The sequence below is a fragment of the Nocardioides sp. JS614 genome, from assembly GCF_000015265.1.
Taxonomy (GTDB): Bacteria; Actinomycetota; Actinomycetes; order Propionibacteriales; family Nocardioidaceae; genus Nocardioides.
Genome location: NC_008699.1, coordinates 4682177 through 4703489 on the forward strand (window position 1 = coordinate 4682177; position 21313 = coordinate 4703489).

The 21313-nt window shown below is 71.9% G+C and carries 20 protein-coding genes; 12 read left to right on the forward strand and 8 right to left on the reverse strand.

Annotated features, from left to right (window positions below; all coding sequences use genetic code 11):
* Positions 1-399 precede the first annotated feature (399 nt).
* Both NOCA_RS23890 and NOCA_RS23895 read left to right on the forward strand, forming a co-directional pair.
* Entirely contained in the window at positions 400-2265 is a 1866-nt protein-coding gene (locus NOCA_RS23890) for an acyl-CoA dehydrogenase (RefSeq protein WP_011757855.1), read from the forward strand.
* A 92-nt stretch (positions 2266-2357) separates the two neighbouring features.
* Positions 2358-2588: a DUF6458 family protein gene (locus NOCA_RS23895; RefSeq protein WP_011757856.1), complete on the forward strand. Its 231-nt coding sequence runs from the start codon at positions 2358-2360 to the stop codon at positions 2586-2588.
* Positions 2589-2598: 10 nt separating this feature from the next.
* Here NOCA_RS23895 and NOCA_RS23900 read toward each other — a convergent pair whose 3' ends face one another.
* Entirely contained in the window at positions 2599-3480 is an 882-nt protein-coding gene (locus NOCA_RS23900) for a LysR family transcriptional regulator ArgP (RefSeq protein WP_011757857.1), read from the reverse strand.
* A gap of 70 nt (positions 3481-3550) precedes the next feature.
* Here NOCA_RS23900 and NOCA_RS23905 point away from each other — a divergent pair, with 70 nt between their 5' ends.
* From NOCA_RS23905 to NOCA_RS23915, 3 genes are read left to right on the forward strand one after another with little or no spacing between them, the layout of a single operon-like run.
* Positions 3551-4153, forward strand: coding sequence for a LysE/ArgO family amino acid transporter (locus NOCA_RS23905; protein WP_011757858.1), 603 nt, complete (start codon positions 3551-3553; stop codon positions 4151-4153).
* A 10-nt stretch (positions 4154-4163) separates the two neighbouring features.
* A complete protein-coding gene (locus NOCA_RS23910) occupies positions 4164-5000 on the forward strand; it encodes a maleylpyruvate isomerase family mycothiol-dependent enzyme (RefSeq protein WP_011757859.1) in 837 nt (278 codons plus the stop codon).
* A gap of 7 nt (positions 5001-5007) precedes the next feature.
* A complete protein-coding gene (locus NOCA_RS23915; protein ID WP_011757860.1) occupies positions 5008-5958 on the forward strand; it encodes an oxidoreductase in 951 nt (316 codons plus the stop codon).
* Here the strand turns inward: NOCA_RS23915 and NOCA_RS23920 are convergent.
* On the reverse strand, positions 5949-7394 hold the full coding sequence (locus tag NOCA_RS23920; protein ID WP_011757861.1) for a hypothetical protein: 1446 nt from the start codon (positions 7392-7394) through the stop codon (positions 5949-5951). The two genes, NOCA_RS23915 and NOCA_RS23920, sit on opposite strands and share 10 nt — an antisense overlap.
* 79 nt (positions 7395-7473) lie before the next feature.
* Here NOCA_RS23920 and NOCA_RS23925 point away from each other — a divergent pair, with 79 nt between their 5' ends.
* The gene (locus tag NOCA_RS23925; protein WP_011757862.1) at positions 7474-8298 is read left to right on the forward strand and encodes an oxidoreductase; all 825 of its coding nucleotides are present in this window, start codon (positions 7474-7476) and stop codon (positions 8296-8298) included.
* Positions 8299-8301: 3 nt separating this feature from the next.
* Here the strand turns inward: NOCA_RS23925 and NOCA_RS23930 are convergent, their stop codons facing one another.
* Entirely contained in the window at positions 8302-9018 is a 717-nt protein-coding gene (locus NOCA_RS23930) for a VC0807 family protein (RefSeq protein WP_011757863.1), read from the reverse strand.
* A gap of 65 nt (positions 9019-9083) precedes the next feature.
* Here NOCA_RS23930 and pgm point away from each other — a divergent pair, with 65 nt between their 5' ends.
* Complete coding sequence (pgm, locus tag NOCA_RS23935; RefSeq protein WP_041546900.1) at positions 9084-10736, forward strand: phosphoglucomutase (alpha-D-glucose-1,6-bisphosphate-dependent); 1653 nt, start codon at positions 9084-9086, stop codon at positions 10734-10736.
* A 4-nt stretch (positions 10737-10740) separates the two neighbouring features.
* Here the strand turns inward: pgm and NOCA_RS23940 are convergent, their stop codons facing one another.
* The 5 genes from NOCA_RS23940 to NOCA_RS23960 are packed head-to-tail and all read right to left on the reverse strand — an operon-like array spanning position 10741 to position 15862.
* Positions 10741-11136: a hypothetical protein gene (locus NOCA_RS23940; protein WP_140404160.1), complete on the reverse strand. Its 396-nt coding sequence runs from the start codon at positions 11134-11136 to the stop codon at positions 10741-10743.
* A gap of 37 nt (positions 11137-11173) precedes the next feature.
* Complete coding sequence (locus NOCA_RS23945; protein WP_011757866.1) at positions 11174-11965, reverse strand: ABC transporter ATP-binding protein; 792 nt, start codon at positions 11963-11965, stop codon at positions 11174-11176.
* Positions 11965-13776: a branched-chain amino acid ABC transporter ATP-binding protein/permease gene (locus NOCA_RS23950; protein ID WP_011757867.1), complete on the reverse strand. Its 1812-nt coding sequence runs from the start codon at positions 13774-13776 to the stop codon at positions 11965-11967. Before NOCA_RS23950 ends, NOCA_RS23945 begins: the two co-directional genes overlap by 1 nt.
* Positions 13773-14657, reverse strand: coding sequence for a branched-chain amino acid ABC transporter permease (locus tag NOCA_RS23955; RefSeq protein WP_011757868.1), 885 nt, complete (start codon positions 14655-14657; stop codon positions 13773-13775). The genes NOCA_RS23950 and NOCA_RS23955 overlap by 4 nt, the downstream gene beginning before the upstream one ends.
* Positions 14657-15862 (reverse strand): amino acid ABC transporter substrate-binding protein, encoded by a 1206-nt coding sequence (locus NOCA_RS23960; protein WP_202944652.1) that lies wholly within the window; start codon positions 15860-15862, stop codon positions 14657-14659. Before NOCA_RS23960 ends, NOCA_RS23955 begins: the two co-directional genes overlap by 1 nt.
* Before the next feature lie 226 nt (positions 15863-16088).
* Here NOCA_RS23960 and NOCA_RS23965 point away from each other — a divergent pair, with 226 nt between their 5' ends.
* The 5 genes from NOCA_RS23965 to NOCA_RS23985 are packed head-to-tail and all read left to right on the forward strand — an operon-like array spanning position 16089 to position 21155.
* Positions 16089-17660, forward strand: a complete 1572-nt coding sequence (locus NOCA_RS23965) for a phytoene desaturase family protein (RefSeq protein WP_011757870.1) — start codon at positions 16089-16091, stop codon at positions 17658-17660.
* Between the two features lie 40 nt (positions 17661-17700).
* Positions 17701-18633 (forward strand): ABC transporter ATP-binding protein, encoded by a 933-nt coding sequence (locus NOCA_RS23970; protein ID WP_238383392.1) that lies wholly within the window; start codon positions 17701-17703, stop codon positions 18631-18633.
* A complete protein-coding gene (locus tag NOCA_RS23975; RefSeq protein ID WP_011757872.1) occupies positions 18617-19528 on the forward strand; it encodes an ABC transporter permease subunit in 912 nt (303 codons plus the stop codon). The genes NOCA_RS23970 and NOCA_RS23975 overlap by 17 nt, the downstream gene beginning before the upstream one ends.
* A complete protein-coding gene (locus NOCA_RS23980; RefSeq protein ID WP_011757873.1) occupies positions 19528-20439 on the forward strand; it encodes an ABC transporter ATP-binding protein in 912 nt (303 codons plus the stop codon). The genes NOCA_RS23975 and NOCA_RS23980 overlap by 1 nt, the downstream gene beginning before the upstream one ends.
* Positions 20436-21155 (forward strand): ABC transporter permease, encoded by a 720-nt coding sequence (locus NOCA_RS23985; protein WP_011757874.1) that lies wholly within the window; start codon positions 20436-20438, stop codon positions 21153-21155. Before NOCA_RS23980 ends, NOCA_RS23985 begins: the two co-directional genes overlap by 4 nt.
* Positions 21156-21313: the final 158 nt, after the last annotated feature.

Here is a 21313-nt window from a genome sequence, read left to right on the forward strand (position 1 = left end):
TGAACCGGGGAAACCGGAACTGTTGGGCCGAAACTTCGGCCGGGAAGTTCCAGGATCGGCCGAGAAGTCCGCGGCGGTGGACTCCGGCCCGACGCCGCCTGCACCACGCCCGCCGGGCGGTGAACGCCTGCCCCGCCCTGGCGCTGCGCCTGGAGCGTTGACGCCTGGCGCCCGGGGTCGGTTTCCCCGGTGAACCGGGGAAACCGGAACTGTTGGGCCGAAGGGGCGGCCCGCACCCGTGTACCCACCGCAACCAGACCGTCTGGCGATCAGCTCCCGGATCGATCCGCGGCCCCGCGCGGCGACGAAGTCGACGCGGGAGACGCTGACCTTGCTGGGTTACTCACCGGTAGGTATCATTGATGTTACCGACGAGTACACAACCGCGAAGGTGGGGCTGTGAGCCACTACAAGAGCAACATGCGAGACATCGAGTTCAACCTCTTCGAGGTGCTCGGTCGCGACGAGATCCTCGGGACCGGACCGTTCGCCGAGGTCGACTCGGAGACCGCCCGCGCGATCCTCACCGAGGTCGACCGCCTCGCGCGCGAGGACCTCGCCGCGTCGTTCGTGGAGGGTGATCGCAACCCGCCGGTCTTCGACCCGAAGACCAACACCGCCCCGCTGCCGGAGGCGTTCGTGAAGAGCTACCAGGCGTGGATGGACGCCGAGTACTGGCGGCTCACCACGTTCGCCGAGCTCGGCGGTACGCCGGCGCCGTCCAGCATCTGCTGGGCCATGGGCGAGTTGGTCCTCGGCGCGAACCCCGCGATCTGGATGTACGGCGCGGGCCCGATGTTCGCCGGCGTGCTGTGGCGCAACGGCAACGAGCGGGACCGCCAGATCGCTCAGCTCATCGTCGACAACGGCTGGAACACCACCATGGTGCTCACCGAGCCGGACGCCGGCTCCGACGTCGGAGCGGGCCGCACCAAGGCGACCCCCAACGACGACGGCACCTGGAACATCGAGGGCGTCAAGCGCTTCATCACCTCCGCCGAGGGCGTCAGCGACCAGGTCATCCACATGGTGCTGGCCCGCCCGGTCGGCGTCGAGGGCGCCGGCGGCCCCGGCACCAAGGGCCTGAGCCTGTTCATCGTGCCGAAGTACCACTTCGACCTCGAGACCGGTGAGCTCGGCGAGCGCAACGGCGCCTACGTCACCAACGTCGAGCACAAGATGGGCATCAAGGTCTCCAACACCTGCGAGCTGACCTTCGGCGACCCGGGCGTGGGCGGCGGCGAGCCGGCCGTCGGCTACCTCCTCGGCGAGGTCCACAACGGCATCGCCCAGATGTTCCAGGTCATCGAGAACGCCCGGATGATGGTCGGCACCAAGGCGATCGCGACGCTGTCGACCGGCTACCTCAACGCGCTGGAGTTCGCCAAGGAGCGGGTGCAGGGCGCCGACCTCGCCCAGTCCGCGGACAAGACCGCGCCGCGGGTGACGATCACCCACCACCCCGACGTACGCCGCTCGCTGATGACGCAGAAGTCGTTCGCCGAGGCGATGCGCGCCCTGGTGCTCTACACCGCGTCCTGGCAGGACAGGGTGATGATCGCCGAGCACAACGGGGAGCGCGACGAGCTCGCCGAGAAGGTCAACGACCTGCTGCTCCCGATCGTCAAGGGCTACGGCTCGGAGCGCTCGTGGGTGCTGCTCGGGACCGAGTCGCTGCAGACCCTCGGCGGCTCCGGCTTCCTGCAGGAGTACCCGATCGAGCAGTACGTCCGCGACGCCAAGATCGACACCCTCTACGAGGGCACGACCGCGATCCAGGGCCAGGACTTCTTCTTCCGCAAGATCGTCAAGGACCAGGGCAAGGCCCTGGGCCACCTGGCCGGCGAGATCCAGAAGTTCATCGACAGCGAGGCCGGCAACGGCCGCCTGAAGAACGAGCGCGAGCTGCTGGCCACCGCGCTGGCGGACGCCAACGCGATCGTCGGCCACATGATCAACGAGCTGATGTCCTCCCAGGAGGAGGTCCGCAACATCTACAAGGTCGGGCTGAACACCACCCGCCTGCTGATGGTGCTCGGCGACGTCGTGTGCGGCTGGCTGCTGCTCCGCCAGGCCGAGGTGGCGCTCGAGAAGCTCGGGGGCGACGCCGGGTCCCTGGGAGCGAAGGACCGCGCGTTCTACGAGGGCAAGATCGCGGCCGCCCAGTTCTTCGCGCAGAACAACCTGCCGCGGCTGACCGCCGAGCGGGCCATCGCCGAGTCCATCGACCTGAGCCTGATGGACCTCGACGAGGACGCCTTCTGATCGAACGCTGACCCGCACCAGCACCTCGGCCCGGCAGGGGAAACCCGCCGGGCCGAGGTGTATCCGCAGGTCGGGCGGGGAACGATCCGTCCATGGGTATCGGAATCGGCATCGTCCTGCTCGTCCTGGGTCTCATCCTCGTGACCGGCGCGGTGGACCTCCCCGCCAGCGTCGACGACGCGATCGCCGGCGACACTCTCGGGTGGATCTTCCTGATCGTCGGCGCCCTCGCCATCGTGCTCGCACTGGTGATCAACCAGCAGCGCAGCCGCTCGACCTCGACGTACGTCGAGGAGCGGCGCGCGGACCCGCCCGTGCGCTGACCGCGAGCCCTCAGCCGACCCGCAGCGCGGCGCGGGCGGCCCGGTGCACGGCACCGGTGAGCCGGTCCAGCGTCGGTGAGTCCAGCCGCCAGCGCTGCCAGTGCAGCGCGACGTCGACGTGCCGGCGGCCGGGCAGCGGCGCCAGCCGCCCGGACCGCACGTCGGGGCGCAGCTGCGGCTCCGGGATCATCCCCCAGCCCAGACCGAGCCGGACCGCCTCGAGGAAGTCCGCGGAGGTCGGCACCCGATGCACGACGTCGGGCAGCCCGACGCCGCGGGCGGCGAGGACCTCGTGCTGCAAGGCGTCCTTCTCGTTGAACACCACGACCGGCATGCCGGCCCAGTCGGCGCCGCGCCCGTGTCGCCAGCGCTCGACGAACGACGGCGCCGCGGCCGGCACGTAGCGCAGCGTCCCGAGCCGCTCGACCGAGCAGCCCTGGACCGCGGCGGGCTCGGAGGTCACGGCGGCCAGCACCTCCCCGCCCCGGAGCAGGCCGGCCGAGAACGCCTGGTCCTCCACGTGCAGCCGCAGCGCGACGTCCGGCCACCCGGCCACCTCGGCGACCGTCCCGCGGAACCAGGTCGCCAACGAGTCCGCGTTGACCGCGACCGGCAGCTCGACGGTCGAGCGGTGTCCGTGGGCGAGCGCGTCGCGGACCTCGTCGTGCAGCAGCCGCGTCTGCCGGGCCAGCCGCAGGAGCACCCGGCCGGCCTCCGTCGGCCGGCACGGGACGGTGCGCTGCACGACCACCTGGCCGACCTCGGACTCCAGCGCTCGGATCCGCTGGCTGATCGCGGACGGCGTGACGTGCAGCTCGCGCGCCGCCGCCTCGAACGTGCCGTGGTCGGCGATCGCGACCAGAGCGGCGAGCTGGGCCGGCACGAGCTCCATGAAGCGATGCTAATGGTCGTGCAGATTGTTTCGTTGGCCTTCAGACGGTTCGCGGGCCTAGCGTGAGCCCGTGCTCGACTCCACGTTCACCGGCCTGGTCACCGGCCTGTCACTGATCGTGGCGATCGGCGCGCAGAACGCCTACGTGCTGCGCCAGGGCCTGGCCCGCGAGCACATCGGCGTCGTGGTCGCCATCTGCGCGATCTCCGACGTCGTGCTGATCACCGGCGGGGTCGCCGGGATCGGCACCATCGTGGAGCAGGCCGGGTGGGTCCTGGACCTGGTCCGCTGGCTCGGTGTCGCGTTCCTGACGTGGTACGGCGTCTCCTCACTGCTGCGCGCGCGTCGCGCGGACGCGCTGCACGCGGCCGGCCGGGGCGCGACCGGCGTCCGCGGCGTCGCCGTACGCGCGCTCGCGCTGACCTGGCTCAACCCGCACGTGTACCTCGACACCGTGCTGCTGCTCGGCTCGATCGCCAACCACGAGGGGCCGACCGGCCGCTGGTGGTTCGCCCTCGGCGCCAGCCTCGCGAGCGTCCTGTGGTTCTCCGGACTGGGGTACGGCGCCCGCCGGGCCGGTCGGCTGCTCGCGAGCCCGCGGGCCTGGCAGGTGCTCGACGTGCTCATCGGTGTGACGATGCTCGCCATCGCGGTGCTGCTCGCACGCGGCTAGGGTTCCGGACATGACCGACGCCCCGTCAGCCGTGTCAGACACCGACCTGCTCCGCGGGTACATCGACGTCTGGTGGCAGGCGATCAACGACTTCACCGACCTTCTCGAGGAGCTCGACGAAGCGGAGTGGGCCACGCCCACCGACCTCCCGGGGTGGGACGTCAAGGCGGTCGCCTCGCACATCGCGCACCTGGAGTCGATCCTCTCCGGTGCCCCCGAGGAGACCGCCGAGGTGGGCGAGCCGGACCACGTCACCGGCCTGATGGGGCTCTACACCGAGATCGGGGTCGTCACCCGGCGCGCCGCGAGCCCGGACGCGATCATCAACGAGATCCGGTCCGCGGCGACCGCCCGGCACACCCGGCTGCTGGCCGACCCGCCGACCGACGCCTCGGTCAAGCCGGAGCCGATCTTCGGCGGGGTCGGCTGGGACTGGCGCACGCTGCTGCGCAACCGGCCGCTCGACGTGTGGATGCACGAGCAGGACGTCCGCCGCGCCGTGGACCGCCCCGGCGGCATGGACTCGGCGGCCGCCCGGCACACCGCCGAGTATCTCGCCGAGAGCCTGGGCTACGTGCTGGCCAAGCGGGTCGGCGCCCCCGGCGGCAGCACGGTGGTGCTCGAGCTGGAGGGCAGCGCACCGTACGCCTTCACGGTCAACGACACCGGCCGCGGCGAGCGGCTCCGCGAGGTGCCCGCCGCGCCGGACGTGCTGCTGCGGATGGACCGCCAGGCGTTCATCCTGCTGGCCGGCGGCCGCCGCGAGCCCGAGCCCGGCACGTTCGAGGTCGCGGGCGACGAGGAGCTCGCGGGCCGGATCCTCGAGGCGATGGCGACCACGCCGTGACCACGCCATGACCACGCCATGGAGGACCGCGGCCACCTGGTCGCTCGCGGACATCCCGCCCCAGGACGGGAGGACGGTGCTGGTCACCGGCACCACGGTCGGCGGGCTGGGGCAGTTCACCGCGCTCGAGCTGGCCCGCCGCGGCGCCCGGGTGGTGCTCGCCGGCCGGACCGAGCAGCGGCTGGAGGAGACCCGGGCGGCGATCACGACCGAGGTCCCGGCCGCCGCGCTGGAGACCCTGGTCGTCGACCTGGCCGACCTGGCGTCGGTACGCCGGGCCGCGGTCCAGGCGGCCGGCCTCGGCCCGATCGACGTGCTGGTCAACAACGCCGGCGTGATGGGGACGCCGTACCACCGCACCGGGGACGGGCTCGAGCTCCAGCTCGCGACCAACCACTTCGGGCCGTTCCTGCTCACCGGCCTGCTGCTGCCGCAGCTCGTCGCGAGCGGAGCCGGCACCGTCGTCACGGTCTCCTCGCAGATGCACCGGGTCGCGCGCTCCGCGCCGCTGGACGACCCCCGCAGCCAGCACGGCCGCTACCAGCGCTGGCCGACCTATGCCCGGTCCAAGCTGGCCAACCTGCTGTTCACCTACGAGCTGGACCGGCGGGCCCGCCGCGCCGAGCTGCCGGTCCGCGCACTCGCCGCGCACCCCGGCTTCGCGGCCACCCACCTCGCGGCGAACGGGCAGTACGGCCGCGCCCGCGGCGGCCGGGCCACGATCCTGGACGCGGCGATCAAGGCGATCTCGCCCAATCGCGCCGACGAGGGCGCCTGGCCGACCCTGATGGCCGCGACCGCGGACCTGCCGGGCGGCACCTACTGCGGGCCGAGCGGGTTCGCGGAGGGCGGCGGCGTCCCGCACGTGACCACCAGCAACAAGCTGTCCCACGACCAGGCCGCCCAGCGGCGGCTGTGGGAGCTCAGCGAGCAGACCACCGGCATCCGCTACCCCTGATCCTGCGGGTCCACCTCACGGTCGCGGACCCGGACCAGGCCGCCGAGGACCGGGACGTACGCCGCCCGGCCCGGGCCGAGGGTGACCTCGCCGTGGTGGTTGTCACGGAGCACGCCGAGGCCGGTGCGGCGCCCCCACAGCAGCCGGCCGGTGTCCAGGTCGAGGGCGGTGAGGTACCACGCGTCCACACCGAGCCAGCTGTGCCGCTTGACGTAGGCGTAGACGATCCCGTCCGCCACCGACACCGCCGGGGCGCCGCTCGGCACGTCCAGCTCCGTCGACCAGGTGACCCGGCACTCGCCGTCCACGACCGCGACCCGCGCGATGCCGCGGTCGGTGGTGCGCCCCAGGACCGTGGAGAGCGGCCCGTCGTAGCCGTGGGAGTTCTGCACGACCACGGCGTCGCCCGCGGCCACCAGCCCGCCGTCGGTCGCCCCGGCGTCGTCGCCGAAGACCTCGGTCCGGCACACGGGCGCGCCGGTGTCGGCGCGGTGGAAGACCACCTGGAGCCGCGGCTCGCGGTTGTCCGCGACCGCCACCAGGCCCGACGGCAGCGGCACGGGGGCGGCACCGCGCTCGCCGCCGCCGTCGTACGCCGAGCTCCAGGCGACCGTGACACGCCCGCCGGTGAGCACCACCCGGTGGAGTGCCTGGGCGCCGGCGACGTAGGCGCCGGCGGCGACGGCCGCGAGCGGCCGGTCCACGGTGTCGTCGAGGTCGACGGTCGCGACCCGGTCCCCCGCGACGACGCCGGCCACCCCCGCACGCGAGACGAACCAGGTGCGCTCGCCCGCGGCCGCGACCCCGACGACACAGTCGTCGGCGGCGATGCCCAGGTCGATCGTGGCCTCGGTGGTCAGGTCCGGCTCGTCGTCGGCGTCGGCGGTGCCGACCACCAGCAGCCGGTCCCCGGCTGCCACGACCACCCGGCCGTCCGTGTCGAGGTCGAAGGCCGCCGGACAGCCCGCGCCGCGGGCGGGGAGGTCCTTGGTCGCCCGCTGGCGCAGGCTCTCGGCGTCGACGAGCCGCAGCACGGGACTGCCGGCGTCGCCGCACACCGCGACCAGGCGGCCGTGCGGGTCCACCTCGAGCCGGCGGCAGTCGTCGAGGCCGTAGGACCGGGTGCGCACCTGCGGCGACTCCCCCGCAGGCCCGTGCTCGGCGCCGCCGACCACGGGGCGCCCGACGTACGACGGCGTCGCCCACGTGCCCGGACCCGGCGCGATCGGCAGCCACCCGTCGGGCACGACGACCGCCAGGCCGGCCACGGCCAGGACCGCCACCAGCCACCACGCGACCACCCGGCGGCTCGGCCGCAGCCACGCCCGCACCCGCGGGAAGTACAGCGTCAGCCCGGCGAGCAGGAGCGCCACCGGGCCGGCGAGCAGGACCAGCAGGCCCACGCCCACCAGGACCACCGTGCGCGCGCCCCTCACCTCGACCGCCTCATCCCGCCACGATCGTAGGTCCGGGGCAGCCCTTGGCCGGGGCGGCTCGACGGAGCACAGTGGGCGCATGAAGCGACTCTCGGACGTGAAGCGGATCGGATTCGGCGCGATGCGGCTGACGGGGCCGGGCATCATGGGCCCGCCCGCGGACCCCGACGAGGCGACACGGGTGCTGCAGCGGGCGGTCGAGCTCGGCGTGGACCACATCGACACCAGCGACTACTACGGCCCCTACGTGGTCAACGACCTGATCCGCGAGGCGCTGCACCCCTACCCGCCCGAGCTGGTCCTGGTCACCAAGGTCGGCGCCCGGCGCGACGACACCGGCGCCTGGCTGCCCGCCTTCGAGCCCGACGAGATCAAGGAGGCCGTGCACGACAACCTCGGCCGGCTCGGCGTCGAGCGGCTCGGCGGGGTCAACCTGCGGTTCCTGGACGGCTGGGACGGTGACTTCGAGGCGCAGTGGACGGTGCTGGCCGACCTGCACTCCCAGGGCCTGGTCTGCGACCTGGGGCTGAGCAACGCCACCGCCGAGCAGGTGAAGATCGCGCAGGACATCGCGCCGGTCGCGATGGTCCAGAACGCCTACAACGTCGCGCACCGCGAGGACGACGAGCTGATCGACGCCCTGGCCGACCAGGGCGTCTACTACGTGCCGTTCTTCCCGCTCGGTGGGTTCAGCCCACTCGCCCTCGACGCGGTGCACGCCGTGGCGGCCAGGCACGGCGCCACGCACATGCAGGTCGCGCTGGCCTGGCTGCTGCTGCGCTCGGAGAACATCCTGCTGATCCCCGGCACCAGCTCGGTCGCACACCTGGAGGAGAACCTCGGCGCCGGCCGGCTGCACCTCGACGGGGAGGACCTCGCGACGCTGGACGCGATCGGGCGGTGAGGCTCAGCCGCGCCCGGTGACCGTCGCGGCCACCGGGACGGGGACCGGGACGGGCACCGGGGTCGGGGCCAGGCGGTCGCCGAGCAGGCCCTCGCGGCGCGCGACCAGCGCGGCCGCGCCGAGGGTGGCGGCCACGGCGAGGCCGTTGAGCAGCAGCACCGAGACGCTCTTGACGAGCACGAACGTCTCCAGCGACTGCGACTGCAGCAGCCACAGCGTCCACAACGCCTTGCCGAGGCAGAGCAGCGCCCAGCCCAGGGTGAGGGAGCGGAACAGCCGGCGGATCGCCGGGCGCCCGTGCAGCTCCTCGTCCATCGGGTAGAAGTCGCCCGCCAGCCGGGCGACCATCGGCCGCGCGGTCGCGAGCGTGACCAGGAACGTCAGCCCGATCAGGCTGTCGCTGATGATCGGCTGCAGGAAGTAGAGGTAGGTGCTGTCGGTCAGCAGCGCGATCAGGGTGCGCCCGGTCATCACCACCGCGGTGAGGATCAGCAGGCCCGAGGTACGCCGGCCGGTGAGCGCGCGCCACGCGATCGCGCCGTACGACCAGGTGAGCGCGGCGAAGATCGCGACCCACACGCCCTCAAGGCGCAGGCAGGTGTAGAAGACCGTGGCGGGGACCGCGCAGGCGACCAGCAGGTTCACGCCCAGCCTGCGGACCACCGCCCGCAGGCTGGGGCGATGGTCGGGCGGGGCGTCGCGGTCGGTGAGGGTCGTCATGGGGTCCCTGTCTGCCGTGCCCGATGGCGCGGTTACCGAAACCCATCGACCGGCATGATGGGAACATGAGCGACTCCCGCGCCGGACAGCCCGCCGAGCCCGCCGACCTCGTCGACGTCGCGCACCTGGTCACGGCGTACTACACCGGGGTCCCCGACCCGGACGACGTCGAGCAGCAGGTCGCGTTCGGCACCAGCGGGCACCGCGGATCGTCGCTGCGCACCGCGTTCAACGAGACCCACATCCTGGCGACCACGCAGGCGATCTGCGACTACCGGCGCGAGCAGGGGTACGACGGGCCGCTGTTCCTGGGCCGCGACACCCACGGGCTCTCGGAGCCGGCCTGGGCGACGGCGCTGGAGGTGCTGGCCGGCAACGACGTGACCGTGTTGGTCGACGACCGCGACGGCTACACCCCGACGCCGGCGGTCTCGCACGCGATCCTGCGGGTCAACGGCGGCCGGGTGACCGGGTCCGGGCTCGCCGACGGCATCGTCGTGACGCCGTCGCACAACCCGCCCTCGGACGGCGGGTTCAAGTACAACCCGCCGCACGGCGGGCCGGCCGACACCGACGCGACGTCGGTGATCGCGGCCCGCGCGAACGAGCTGATCCGGAACGACCTGGCCGGGGTGACTCGGGTCCCCTTCGGGCGGGCCCGCGCCGCGGCCGCGCCGTACGACTACCTGGGGACCTACGTCGACGACCTGCCGAACGTGGTCGACCTCGAGGCGATCCGCGGGGCCGGCGTGCGGATCGGCGCGGACCCGCTGGGCGGCGCGTCGGTGGCGTACTGGGCCGAGATCGCCGAGCGGCACCGGTTGGACCTGACCGTGGTGAACCCGCTGGTCGACCCGACCTGGCGGTTCATGACCCTCGACTGGGACGGCAAGATCCGGATGGACTGCTCCTCGCCCAGCGCGATGGCCTCGCTGATCGCCCGCATGACCGAGGGGGGCGACGCCTACGACATCGCGACCGGCAACGACGCCGACTCCGACCGGCACGGGATCGTCACGCCGGACGCCGGGCTGATGAACCCCAACCACTACCTCGCGGTCGCGATCGGCTACCTGTTCGGCGGGGCCCGGCGGGGCTGGCCCGCCACGGCACGGATCGGCAAGACCCTGGTGTCGTCCTCGATGATCGACCGCGTCGCGGCGGCGATCGGGCGCGAGCTGGTCGAGGTGCCGGTCGGGTTCAAGTGGTTCGTGCCGGGGCTGATCGACGGCTCGTTCGGGTTCGGCGGGGAGGAGTCGGCCGGCGCGTCGTTCCTGCGCCGGGACGGCTCGGCGTGGACCACCGACAAGGACGGCATCATCCTCGCGCTGCTCGCCTCCGAGGTGCTGGCGCGCACCGGCCGGTCGCCCTCGGCGCACTACGCCGACCTGGTCGCCGAGCACGGGGAGCCGGCGTACGCCCGGATCGACGCGCCCGCCACCCGGGAGCAGAAGGCGGCCCTGTCCGCGCTGTCCGCCGACGACGTCACCGCGACCTCACTGGCCGGCGAGGAGATCACCGCCAAGCTCACCGAGGCACCCGGCAACGGCGCCCGGATCGGCGGCCTCAAGGTCACCACCGAGTCCGCCTGGTTCGCGGCCCGGCCGTCCGGCACCGAGGACGTCTACAAGATCTACGCCGAGTCGTTCCGCGGCCCCGGCCACCTGGCCCAGGTGCAGCAGGAGGCGCGCGAGGTCGTCAACGCCGCGCTGGGGTAGCGCCTCAGAGGTGGTCGGGGACGATCAGCGCGTCCGGGTCCTGGCGCGGCGGCAGGCACTCGAGGGCCAGCTTGACCAGCGCGACCCGTGCGGTGAGCAGCGCCTTGCGACGTACGCCGCGCTCGTCACCGAGCCGCTCCTCGACGGCCGTGCGCACCTGCGCGTCGGTGAACGTCGGCCGCTCGCCCGGGGTCACCTCGACGTCCGGCAGCGCGACCAGGGCGGGCAGCAGCTGGGTGCCGAGCCCGTCGAGCATCTGGAACCGCTCGAAGCGGGACAGCGCCTCCCACGCCTCGTCCTCGGTCCGCTGCCCCTTGCGGACCGAGCGGTCCTGGGTCGCGAGCACGCTCTTGGCGGCCCCGGTCAGGGCGACGGTCAGCTCGTGTTCGGTGAAGCGCACGGGTCCAGCCTGCCGCACCAGTGGCAGCGGGGTCGACTCAGCCGGAGGTGGCGATCGGGATGTCGGGGGTGACCTCGGCCTGGGCGCCGGACACGGTGCCGCCGAAGTACATCTGCGCGATGTGCGGGTCGGAGAGGATCGCCGCGGCGGGACGCTGGGTGACGACCTTGCCGGACTCCATCACGATGCCGTCGGTGGCCATCCGCATGCCGAAGCGGACGTTCTGCTCGACGATGAGGATCGTCTTGCCGCTGTCGCGGAGCACCAGCACCGACTCGTAGAGGGTCTGCAGGGCCTTGGGGTCCAGCCCCAGCGAGGGCTCGTCGAGCAGCAGCAGCACCGGGTCGAGCATCAGCGACCGGGCGAACTCCACCATCCGGCGCTGCCCGCCGGACAGGTTGCCGGCGTTGTCGTTGCACCGGTCGGCGACGATCGGGAACAGCGCGGCCACCTGGTCGTAGCGCTCCTTCACCAGCGCCTTCTGGTGCCGGATGATGTAGGCGCCGAGCAGCACGTTCTCGCGGACGGTCATGCTCGGGAACAGCGCGTTCGACTGCGGCACCTGCGAGATGCCCCGCTCGAGGATCTCGGCGGCCGAGGCCCGGTGGATCGGCTCGCCCTGCAGGTGCACCTCGCCGAGCCGGGGCGAGAGCAGGCCGCTGACGGTCTTGAGGACCGTGGACTTGCCGGCGCCGTTGGGCCCGACGATGCAGGCCACGGAGCCGGGCGGGACGGTGATGTCGACGCCCTGGAGCACGTCGCCGCCGCCGTACCCGGCGACGACGCCCTGCATCCTCAGCATCGGCGCGTCGGTCGACTGTCCGCTCATCACGGGGCCACCTTCTCCTCGAGGACGAAGTCGTCGCCCAGGTAGGCGTCGATCACGGCGGGGTCGCGCTGGATCTCCTCCGGCGTCCCCGACGCCATCGTCCGGCCCCGGGCGAGCACGTGGATCGGGTCGCACAGCCCCAGCACGAACGGCATGTTGTGCTCGACGATCAGGAACGTCTTCCCGTAGGAGTTCAGCTCCCGGATCATCTCGCCCATCCGCTCGATGAGCACCGGGTTGATGCCACCGGCCGGCTCGTCGAGCAGGATCAGCTTGGGATCGAGCATCAGGATCTGGGCCAGCTCGACAAGCTTCTGCTGGCCGTAGGACAGCGCCTGCGCCTTCTGGTCCCGGAAGGCCCGCATGCCGACGAACTCCAGGAGCTCCTCGGCGGCCTTGGCCTCGGCGCCGCTCACCGCGATCCGGCCGAGCTGGGCGATCGAGAACCTGCGCTGCACCGCGACGACGTTCTCCAGCACGGTCATCTCCCGGAACAGCCGGGTGATCTGGAAGGTGCGGCCCAGGCCGAGGTGCGCGCGCTGCCAGGACCGCATCCCGTCGATGCGCCGTCCTTCGAGCCAGATCTCACCGGACTCGGCACGGATCGTGTCGTCGATCAGGTTGAACAGCGTGGTCTTGCCCGAGCCGTTCGGCCCGATCAGGCCGGTGATCGAGCCCTCCGGCACGGCGAACGACGCACCGTCGACCGCCTTCACGCCGCCGAAGTGGCGCTTGAGGTTCTTGACCTCGAGCAGGGCCCGGTCCGGGATCTTGCTGCGGTCGACCAGGTGCACCCGGTCGGTGATCGAGGCCAGGCTGCCGCCGGTGCCGATCCGGGCGCCGACCAGGCCGGCCTTGCCGCGGGTACGGCGCCAGCTGAGCGCCGACTCGATCGCCGGGATGATGCCCTTGGGCAGGAAGATCACCACCGCCATCAGCAGCCCGCCGAACAGGAACAGCCGGGTATTGCCGCCGCCCCAGTCGTTGTTGGCCATCTCGTTGAGCCACTCGACCAGGAACGCGCCGATCACCGGGCCCCACAGGGTGGCCTTGCCGCCGATCAGCATCGAGAGGACCAGCTGGACGCTGATCAGGATGCTGAACATGCCGCGCGGGTCGATGAAGGTCAGGTAGTAGCCATAGACCGCGCCGGCCATCCCCACGAAGAGGGCGCTGGCCATGAAGGCGATGATCTTCTGCACCGGCAGGTTGATGCCGATCGTCGCGGCCTTGGTCTCGTCCTCGCGAATCGCGATCAGGCCCATCCCGAGCTTGGTGCGGCGGATCCACCAGGTCATCAGCAGCTGGAGGGCCAAGATGGCCACCAGCACGTAGTAGAACGGCCAGTTCATGATGTCGCGGTCCCAGGTGGGCAGCGGCAGCGTCAGACCGGTGGTGCCGTTGGTCAACGACACCCAGTTGACCGCGATCACCTGCACCAGGAACAGGAACGCGACGGTGATGATCACGAACGCCGGGCCGCGGGAGCGCAGCGACACGAACCCGAGGATCAGCGCCACGCCCGCCGCCACGATCCCGCCGAGCGGCACCCACAGCCACGGGCTGGCGTCGGGGTACCTCCCCGCGAGCACGCCGATGGTGTAGCCGCCGAGGCCGAGGAACGCGCCCTGGCCCAGGGAGATGTAGCCGGCGAAGCCGGAGATGATGTTCAGCCCGCTGGCACCGACCGCGAAGATCAGCGACAGGATGATCATGTTCTGGTAGTAGATGTCGTCGCTGAGCATCGGGTAGGCGACGAGCAGGACGCCCGCGGCGAGGGCGACCGCCCGGCCCAGCCAGATCGGTTTCATGCTGCTACTGCATCCTCTCGGAGTCGGGTGCCGAGCAGTCCCTGCGGGCGGATCAGCAGCACCAGGAACACGATGGCGTACGGGACGGCGGTTGCCCAGGAGGGCGACACGTAGGCGGCGGTCAGCGTCTCGGCGATGCCGAAGATGAGCGCGCCGAGGACCGCGCCGTTGAGGCTCCCGAGGCCGCCGAGCACCACGATCGCGAGCAACCGCGCGATCCACTGGTAGTGCGAGCCGGGGACGAACGGGTAGAGCACCCCGGTGATCGCACCGCCGGCACCGGCGGCCGCGATCCCGAGCGCGAACACGAGAGCCGCGACCGCGCTCACCTTGATGCCGACCAGCTCTGCGGACGACGGGTTCGTCGCCGCCGCGCGGATCGCCCGGCCCAGCCACGTCTTGGTCAGCACGCCCCACAGCAGGACGAGGACCACGACCGCGATCAGGCCGCCGTACACCTGGGCCTTCGGGAGGAACAGACCCCCGAAGATGAAGGACTCATCGGCGTACGACGGCCGGACCGCCGTCGAGTTGTTGCCCCAGATCTCCCCCATCGCACCCTCGACCACCAGCGCCAGCCCGAAGGTGAGCAGCACCGTCGACGCCATCGGCGCCGTGCGGATCGGGGACACGACGACCTTGTAGGTGACCCACCCGAGCGCGAACACGATCGGGGTCGTGATCACGATCGCGAGCAACGGGTCGATGCCGAACGCGTCCCACAGCCAGTAGGTGATGAACGAGGCCAGGATCAGGAACGCGCCGTGGGCGATGTTGATCACCCGCATGACACCGAAGATCAGGGTCAACCCACTCGCCGCGAGGGCGTACACGCCGCCCAGCAGCAGGCCGAGGAGGAGGTTCTGGAGCAGCTCGGTCATCAGCCACCGGCCCCCGGGTGCCAGCCGGGCTCGATGTCCGCGGTGGACACGTCGGCCGGCAGCACGATCTCGGGCTTGCCGTTCTGCCACTGGCCGATCAGGAACTCACCGGTCGGCGCGCCGGTCTCGTCCCAGGACAGCGAGCCCAGAATCGTGTCGACCTCGTTCTCGCGCAGCCAGCTCGCCATCGCCTCCTGGTCGTCGATGTTGCCCACGGCCTCGACGGCCGCCTGCATCACCTGGGCCGCGGCGTAGCCGTCGGCGGCGTCCTCGGGGACCTCGTCGGTGCCGAACATCTCCTTGTACTTGGCGACGAACTCGGCGTTGCCGGGGGTGTCGGCCTCAGGCGAGTGGCTGACCGCGTAGATGACGCCCTCGGTGTTCTCCATGCCGATGCCGTCGCTGTACTGCGCACCGAAGGACGGGGCGTTGGTCTCGTAGAACATGCCAGGGGTGAAGTCGGCCTTGAGCATCGAGCGGGTCAGGCCGATGCCGTCCTCGAACTGCGCACCGTGCACGACCAGGTCGGGGTCCGCGTTCTTCATGGCGTTGACGATCGTGTCGAAGTTCTTGGTGTCGATCGCGTAGGTCTCCTGGTAGACCGTCTCCACGCCCGCGGCCTCGAGGATCTCCTGGATGCCGGCCACGTTGGGCGCGGCGAACGGGTCGTCGAGGGTCGGGTACGCCGCGGTCTTCGGCCGCTGGTCCTCCGGGAGGGCGGCGACCCACTCGGCGAACACCTTGCCCTGCAGGTTCGAGGTCGCCTGCTGGGTGAAGAAGAGGTACTTGAAGCCGCGGTTGAACATGTCGGGCGAGCCGCCCGCGGGCTCGACGTACAGCATCTGGTTCTTCTCCGCGACCGCCGAGGCGGGCAGGTTGAGCAGCGAGGAGAAGGTCCCGAGAAGGAGGTCGACCTTGTCCTGGCTGATCAGCGCGTTGTAGTCGGTGACCACGGTGTTCTGGTTCGAGGCGTCGTCCTTGACGACGAGCTCGACCTCCCGGCCCAGGAGGCCGCCGGCATCGTTGACCATCTCCTGCCAGACCTCGTAGCCCTGCTTTGCCGCCTGGCCGGGCTGGGAGAACTCGCCGGTCAGCGGGAGCGAGGAGCCGATCCGGATCGGGCCGGAGCTGTCGCCACCGCCGCCTTCCGAGTCGTCACCACCGCAGGCTGCCAGTCCGAGCGCCAGCACTCCGGTCAGGGCCACGGCTGTCCAAGCCTGGCGAAGCGAAACGTGCGACATTCTTCCTCCTCGGTGCTGCACTCATGATTGTCGCAATCGATTGCGGCATCCGCAGTCTTGTGAAGGGCGCCACAGTCTGTCAAGCATTTCCCCGCATATGGCGGGACGGCAGCCCTCGCGGGGACCGCACCGGCGGCGGCCATTGAGCAGGTCTCTTGCAAACGGTTGTGGTCCGTGTCAGCCTCACCCCATGACTTCGCAGCCGGTCCCGGACCTGCCCGCGCAGGCCGAGGTGGTCGTCGTCGGCGCCGGCCACAACTCGCTGATCGCCGCGGCGTACCTGGCCCGAGCGGGTCTCGAGGTGCTGGTGCTCGAGGCGAACGAGACGCCGGGCGGCAACACCCGCACCGAGCAGCTGACCCTGCCGGGCTTCGCCCACGACTCGTGCAGCAGCGCGCACGTGCTGATCCAGAACAACCCGCTGATCCGCGACGACGAGCTCGGCCTGCTCGCCGACCACGGCCTGGAGTACCTCGCGACCGACCCGGCGGTGGTGATGCCCCAGCAGGACGGCGACGTGCTCGTGATGCACCGCGACCTGGAGGGCACCGCCGCCGAGATCGCCCGGTGGTCCAGCGCCGACGCGCGTGCTTTCGAGGAGCTCGTGGGCCAGTGGCGCGGCGGGCTCTCGGCCGCGCACGGGCGCTGGAGCTCGCACCTGCCCCAGCCCGACGACGACGCGAGCCGGCGTTACCTCGCCCTGCGCCGCCGCAGCGCCTGGGACGTCGTGCACGAGCAGTTCACCCATCCGGTCATCCGCTCCTTCGTGCTCTGGCTGGCGATGGCCACGATCCAGGATCCCCGCCGACCCGGCACCGGCTTCCTGCCATCCTCCCTGGTCGCCGGCCGCCTCGACTTCGGATGGAGCACACCGGTCGGCGGCAGCCAGGCGCTGCCGGACGCGCTCGTCCGGCTGATCGAGAAGCACGGCGGCCGCGTGGTCTGCTCCAGCCCGGTCACCGGCATCGGCGCCGACTCCTCCGGTGTCCGGACGGTCCGGGTGGCCGGCGGGCAGGAGGTCCGGGTCGGTCGGGCGGTGGTCGCCGGCGGCCACGTCGCGAAGCTCGGTGCGCTGCTCGAGGGCCGTGAGCCCACCCCCGACCTGGTCGCCGCCCGGGAGGCCTGGCGCCCCGGCCTGAGCGTGCTCGCGGTGCACGCGGCGCTGCGCGCGGACCTCGGCTTCGGCCCGGACCGCATCCCCGCGGCCGCCGCCGGGCTCGGCACCACCGGCGGGATGCTGCGGCACCTGGAGCGCTTCGCCGTCGGCGAGCCCGACGCGGACGACCCCTGGCTGCTGGTGGTGAACCAGACCGCGGTGGACCCCACCCGGGCGCCCGACGGCGGCGGGACGTTCAAGATCCTGACGATCGCGCCGTACGCCCTCTCCGGCGGACGGGCCTGGGCCGACGTCAAGGACGAGTACGGCGAGCGCCTGCTCGAGCTGGTCCGGCGCCGCTCGCACGGGCTCGCGCCGGCGGACCTCCTCGAGCTGAGCACCGAGTCGCCGATCGACGTGGCCGCGCACAACCCGCAGAACATCGGCGGCTCCTGCCACGGCGGGGAGTTCTGGCTCGACGGCAGGTACGACGGCGAGGTGGTCGCGGGCTGGCAGCGCTACGACACCGACGTGCCGGGGCTGTTCCTCACCGGCGCGACCGTCCACCCCGGCGGCTCGGTCTCGGGCCGCCCCGGCCGCAACGCCGCCCGCGCCGTGCTCACCGGCCTCGGCCTCGACCCGCTGCAGGTGATGGGCCCCGGCTGATCGCCGGTGCGCCCTGCCGGCGGGGGCTAGGTTGAGGTCCGTGGGCGTCATCGAGACCATGGGCCTGACCAAGGAGTACCCACGCGTCACGGCGCTCGACCACCTCGACGTCACGGTCGCCGACGGCGTCACCGGCCTCGTGGGCGCCAACGGCGCCGGCAAGTCGACGCTGATCAAGATCCTGCTGGGGCTGGTGCCCGCGACCAGCGGCAGCGCCACGGTGCTCGGCCACGACGTCGCCACGGAGGGCGGCCGGATCCGGTCGCTGGTGGGCTACATGCCCGAGCACGACTGCCTGCCCGCCGACATGTCCGCCAGCGACCTGGTCGTGCACCTGGGCCAGATATCCGGGCTGCCGTACGCCGCGGCGCGCGAGCGAGCCGCCGACGTGCTGCGCCACGTCGGGCTGGCCGAGGAGCGGTACCGCCCGATCGGCGGCTACTCGACCGGCATGAAGCAGCGCGCCAAGCTGGCGCAGGCGCTCGTGCACGACCCGCGGCTGGTGCTGCTCGACGAGCCCACCAACGGACTGGACCCCTCCTCGCGCGACGACATGCTCGCGCTGGTGCGGCGGATCGGCCGCGAGTTCGGCATCGCCGTGCTCGTCACCTCGCACCTGCTCGGCGAGCTCGAGCGGGTGAGCGACCACGTCGTGGTGCTCGACGGCGGCCGGCTGCTGCGCTCGTCGGCGACGACCGACTTCCTGCACGCGACCGGCAGCCTGCTCGTGGAGGTGCAGGGCCGGCCCGACGCCGATCGGCTGCTCGGGCAGGCGCTGGTGGACGCCGGCCTGACCGCGCGGCCGGCCGAGGGCACGCTGGTCGAGGTGGAGGTGCGCGACGAGACCACGCCGGACGTGGTCCGCGACCTCACCGTCGACCTGGGGCTCGGACTGGTGCGGATGCAGGAGCGGCACCACCGGATCGAGGACGTCTTCCGGGAGGGAGGTGCCGGCAGTGTCCAGCCGACCTGAGGACAGCCGCCTGCCGGCCGGCGTCATCCATGACCTCGGCTACCGGCCGTACGCCGGGCCGCGGCTCGGCGAGGGCCCGGTGGCGTGGGCGTTCTTCCTCACCGGCCTGCGGAACACCTACGGCCTGGGCCGCTCGGCGCGCTCGAAGGTGCTGCCGATGATCCTGCTCGGGCTGATGCTGCTGCCCGCGCTGATCCTGGTCGGCGTGCTGGTGCAGGCCAAGAACCTGCTCGACCTGGACGAGCAGATCGTCGCGTACTCGACGTACCCGCTCACGACCCAGCTGCTGATCTCGGTGTTCGTCGCCGCGCAGGCGCCGGCGCTGATCTCGCGCGACCTGCGGTTCCGCACGATCACGCTCTACCTGGCGCGGCCGATGCGGCGCGGGGTGTACGTGGTGGTGCGGCTGGCGTCGCTGACGGTGGCGACGTTCGTGCTGATCGCGGCGCCGCTGCTGCTGATGTACCTCGGCGGGCTGCTGGCGGACCTGCCCCCGGGCCGGGAGACCGGCCGGTTCCTCGGGGCCGTCGTGGGCGCCGCGCTGCTCGCCGCCTGCCTGGCCGGCCTGGCCGCGCTGGTCGCCGCGTTCACGGTCCGGCGCGGGCTGGCCGTCGCCGCGGTGATCGTGGTGCTGCTGGTCAGCTACACGGTGGTGTCGACGATCCAGGGCATCGCCGACGAGTCCGGCCACGCGGCCGTGGGCGAGGTGGCGGGCCTGTTCTCGCCGTACACGCTGATCAACGGGCTGCAGGTGTTCCTGTTCGACTCGCCCGAGGCCACCCCGACGCCGCCGGACGGCACCGCGATGGGGCTGCTGTACGTCGTCGCCACGGCGCTCATGGTCCTCGGCGCGATCGGCGGGCTGCTGCTGCGCTACCGGAGGGTCGAGTCCTGATGGAGATCCGGATCGACCACGTGTCGCGGTGGTTCCACAACGTCGTCGCGGTCAACGACGTCACGATGACGATCGGGCCGGGCGTCACCGGGCTGCTCGGGCCCAACGGTGCCGGGAAGTCCACGCTGATCGCGATGATGTCCGGGTTCCTCGCGCCGTCCACCGGCACCGTCACGCTCGACGACGAGCCGTTGTGGCGCAACGAGCAGGTGTACCGCAAGGTCGGTCTGGTGCCCGAGCGGGAGGCGCTGTTCGACTACCTCACCGGTCGCCAGTTCGTGGTGGCGAACGCCGAGCTGCACGGCCTGCCCGACCCCGGGGCGGCGGCGCAGCGGGCGATCGCGCTGATCGAGATGACCGACGCGCAGGACCGGGAGATCGCCACCTACTCCAAGGGCATGCGGCAGCGGATCAAGATGGCCTCCGCGCTGGTGCACGACCCCGGCGTACTGCTGCTCGACGAGCCGTTCAACGGGATGGATCCGCGGCAGCGGATCCACCTGATGGAGCTGCTGCGCACGATGGGCGCCGAGGGCCGCACGGTGCTGTTCAGCTCGCACATCCTCGAGGAGGTCGAGCAGGTCGCCCGCCAGATCGAGGTGGTGGTCGCGGGCCGGCACGCGGCGTCGGGCGACTTCGGCGCGATCCGCCGGCTGATGACCGACCGGCCGAACCGGTTCGTGCTGCGCACCGGCGACGACCGGCTGATGGCCTCGGTGCTGCTCGCCGACCCGTCGGTCCGCGGAGCCCTGCTGCGCTCGGAGGGCGGGATCGAGCTGGAGGCCTCGGACTTCGGCCGGTTCAGCGAGGTGCTGCCGCGGCTGGCCCGTGAGCACGGCGTACGCCTGCACGAGGTGACCCCGACCGACGAGTCCCTGGAGAGCGTCTTCTCCTACCTGGTGTCGTCATGAGTGCTCTGGGGATCTCGCGCACGATCGTCCGGCTGGGGGCGCAGAGCATCTTCGGGCGCTGGCGCGGCGCGCTGCTGTTCGTGCTGCCGGTGGTGCTGATCGGGCTCTCGATCCTGGTGCGCACGCTGGTCGGCCACGAGGAGATGGGAGCGCGGCACGCGCTCGACGGCCTCGGCCTCACCGTGGTCGTCCCGCTGGTCGCGCTGCTCGCGACCTCCGGCCTGCTCGCCCCCGAGATCGACGACGGCTCGATCTCCTACCTGCTGGCCAAGCCGATCTCGCGGCACACGATCGTGGCCAGCAAGCTCGTGGTCGCAGCCGCCTGCGTCCTCGTCTTCGCCGTCGCCCCGGTGCTGGTCGCCGCACTGATCCTGCGCCCGTCGTACGCCCTGGGCTTCGCGCTCGGCGCGCTGCTCGGCGGCCTCGCCTACTGCTCGCTGTTCGCGTTCCTGTCGATCCTGACCCGGCACGCCGTCGTGATCGGTCTGATCTACCTCCTCGTCTGGGAGGGCCTGCTCGGCGGCCTGCTCGACGGCGTGCGCTGGCTCAGCGTCACCCGCTGGTCGGCCGCGGTCGTCGAGCAGATCGCCGACGTCTCCCTCGTCGACGACCTGCCGCTCTGGTACGCCGTCGTAGCGCTGGCTGTCGTCGTCGGCGGCGGCGCGTGGGTCACCGGGCGGCGGTTGCGGGGGTTCAACCTGACGGGCGATGAATAGGCGCGCAGGAGAACGACGACGACGAGCAAAGGTTACGGCCGAGAGAAAGTGGTCGAGACCGCCTGCATCGATCGGCAGTCCGGAGGGCAACTCGGTGCGTCCTTCGCCGAACGGGCAAGGGTCCACCGAAGATTCCCCTCCGGAGTCGGGCCTCGTGG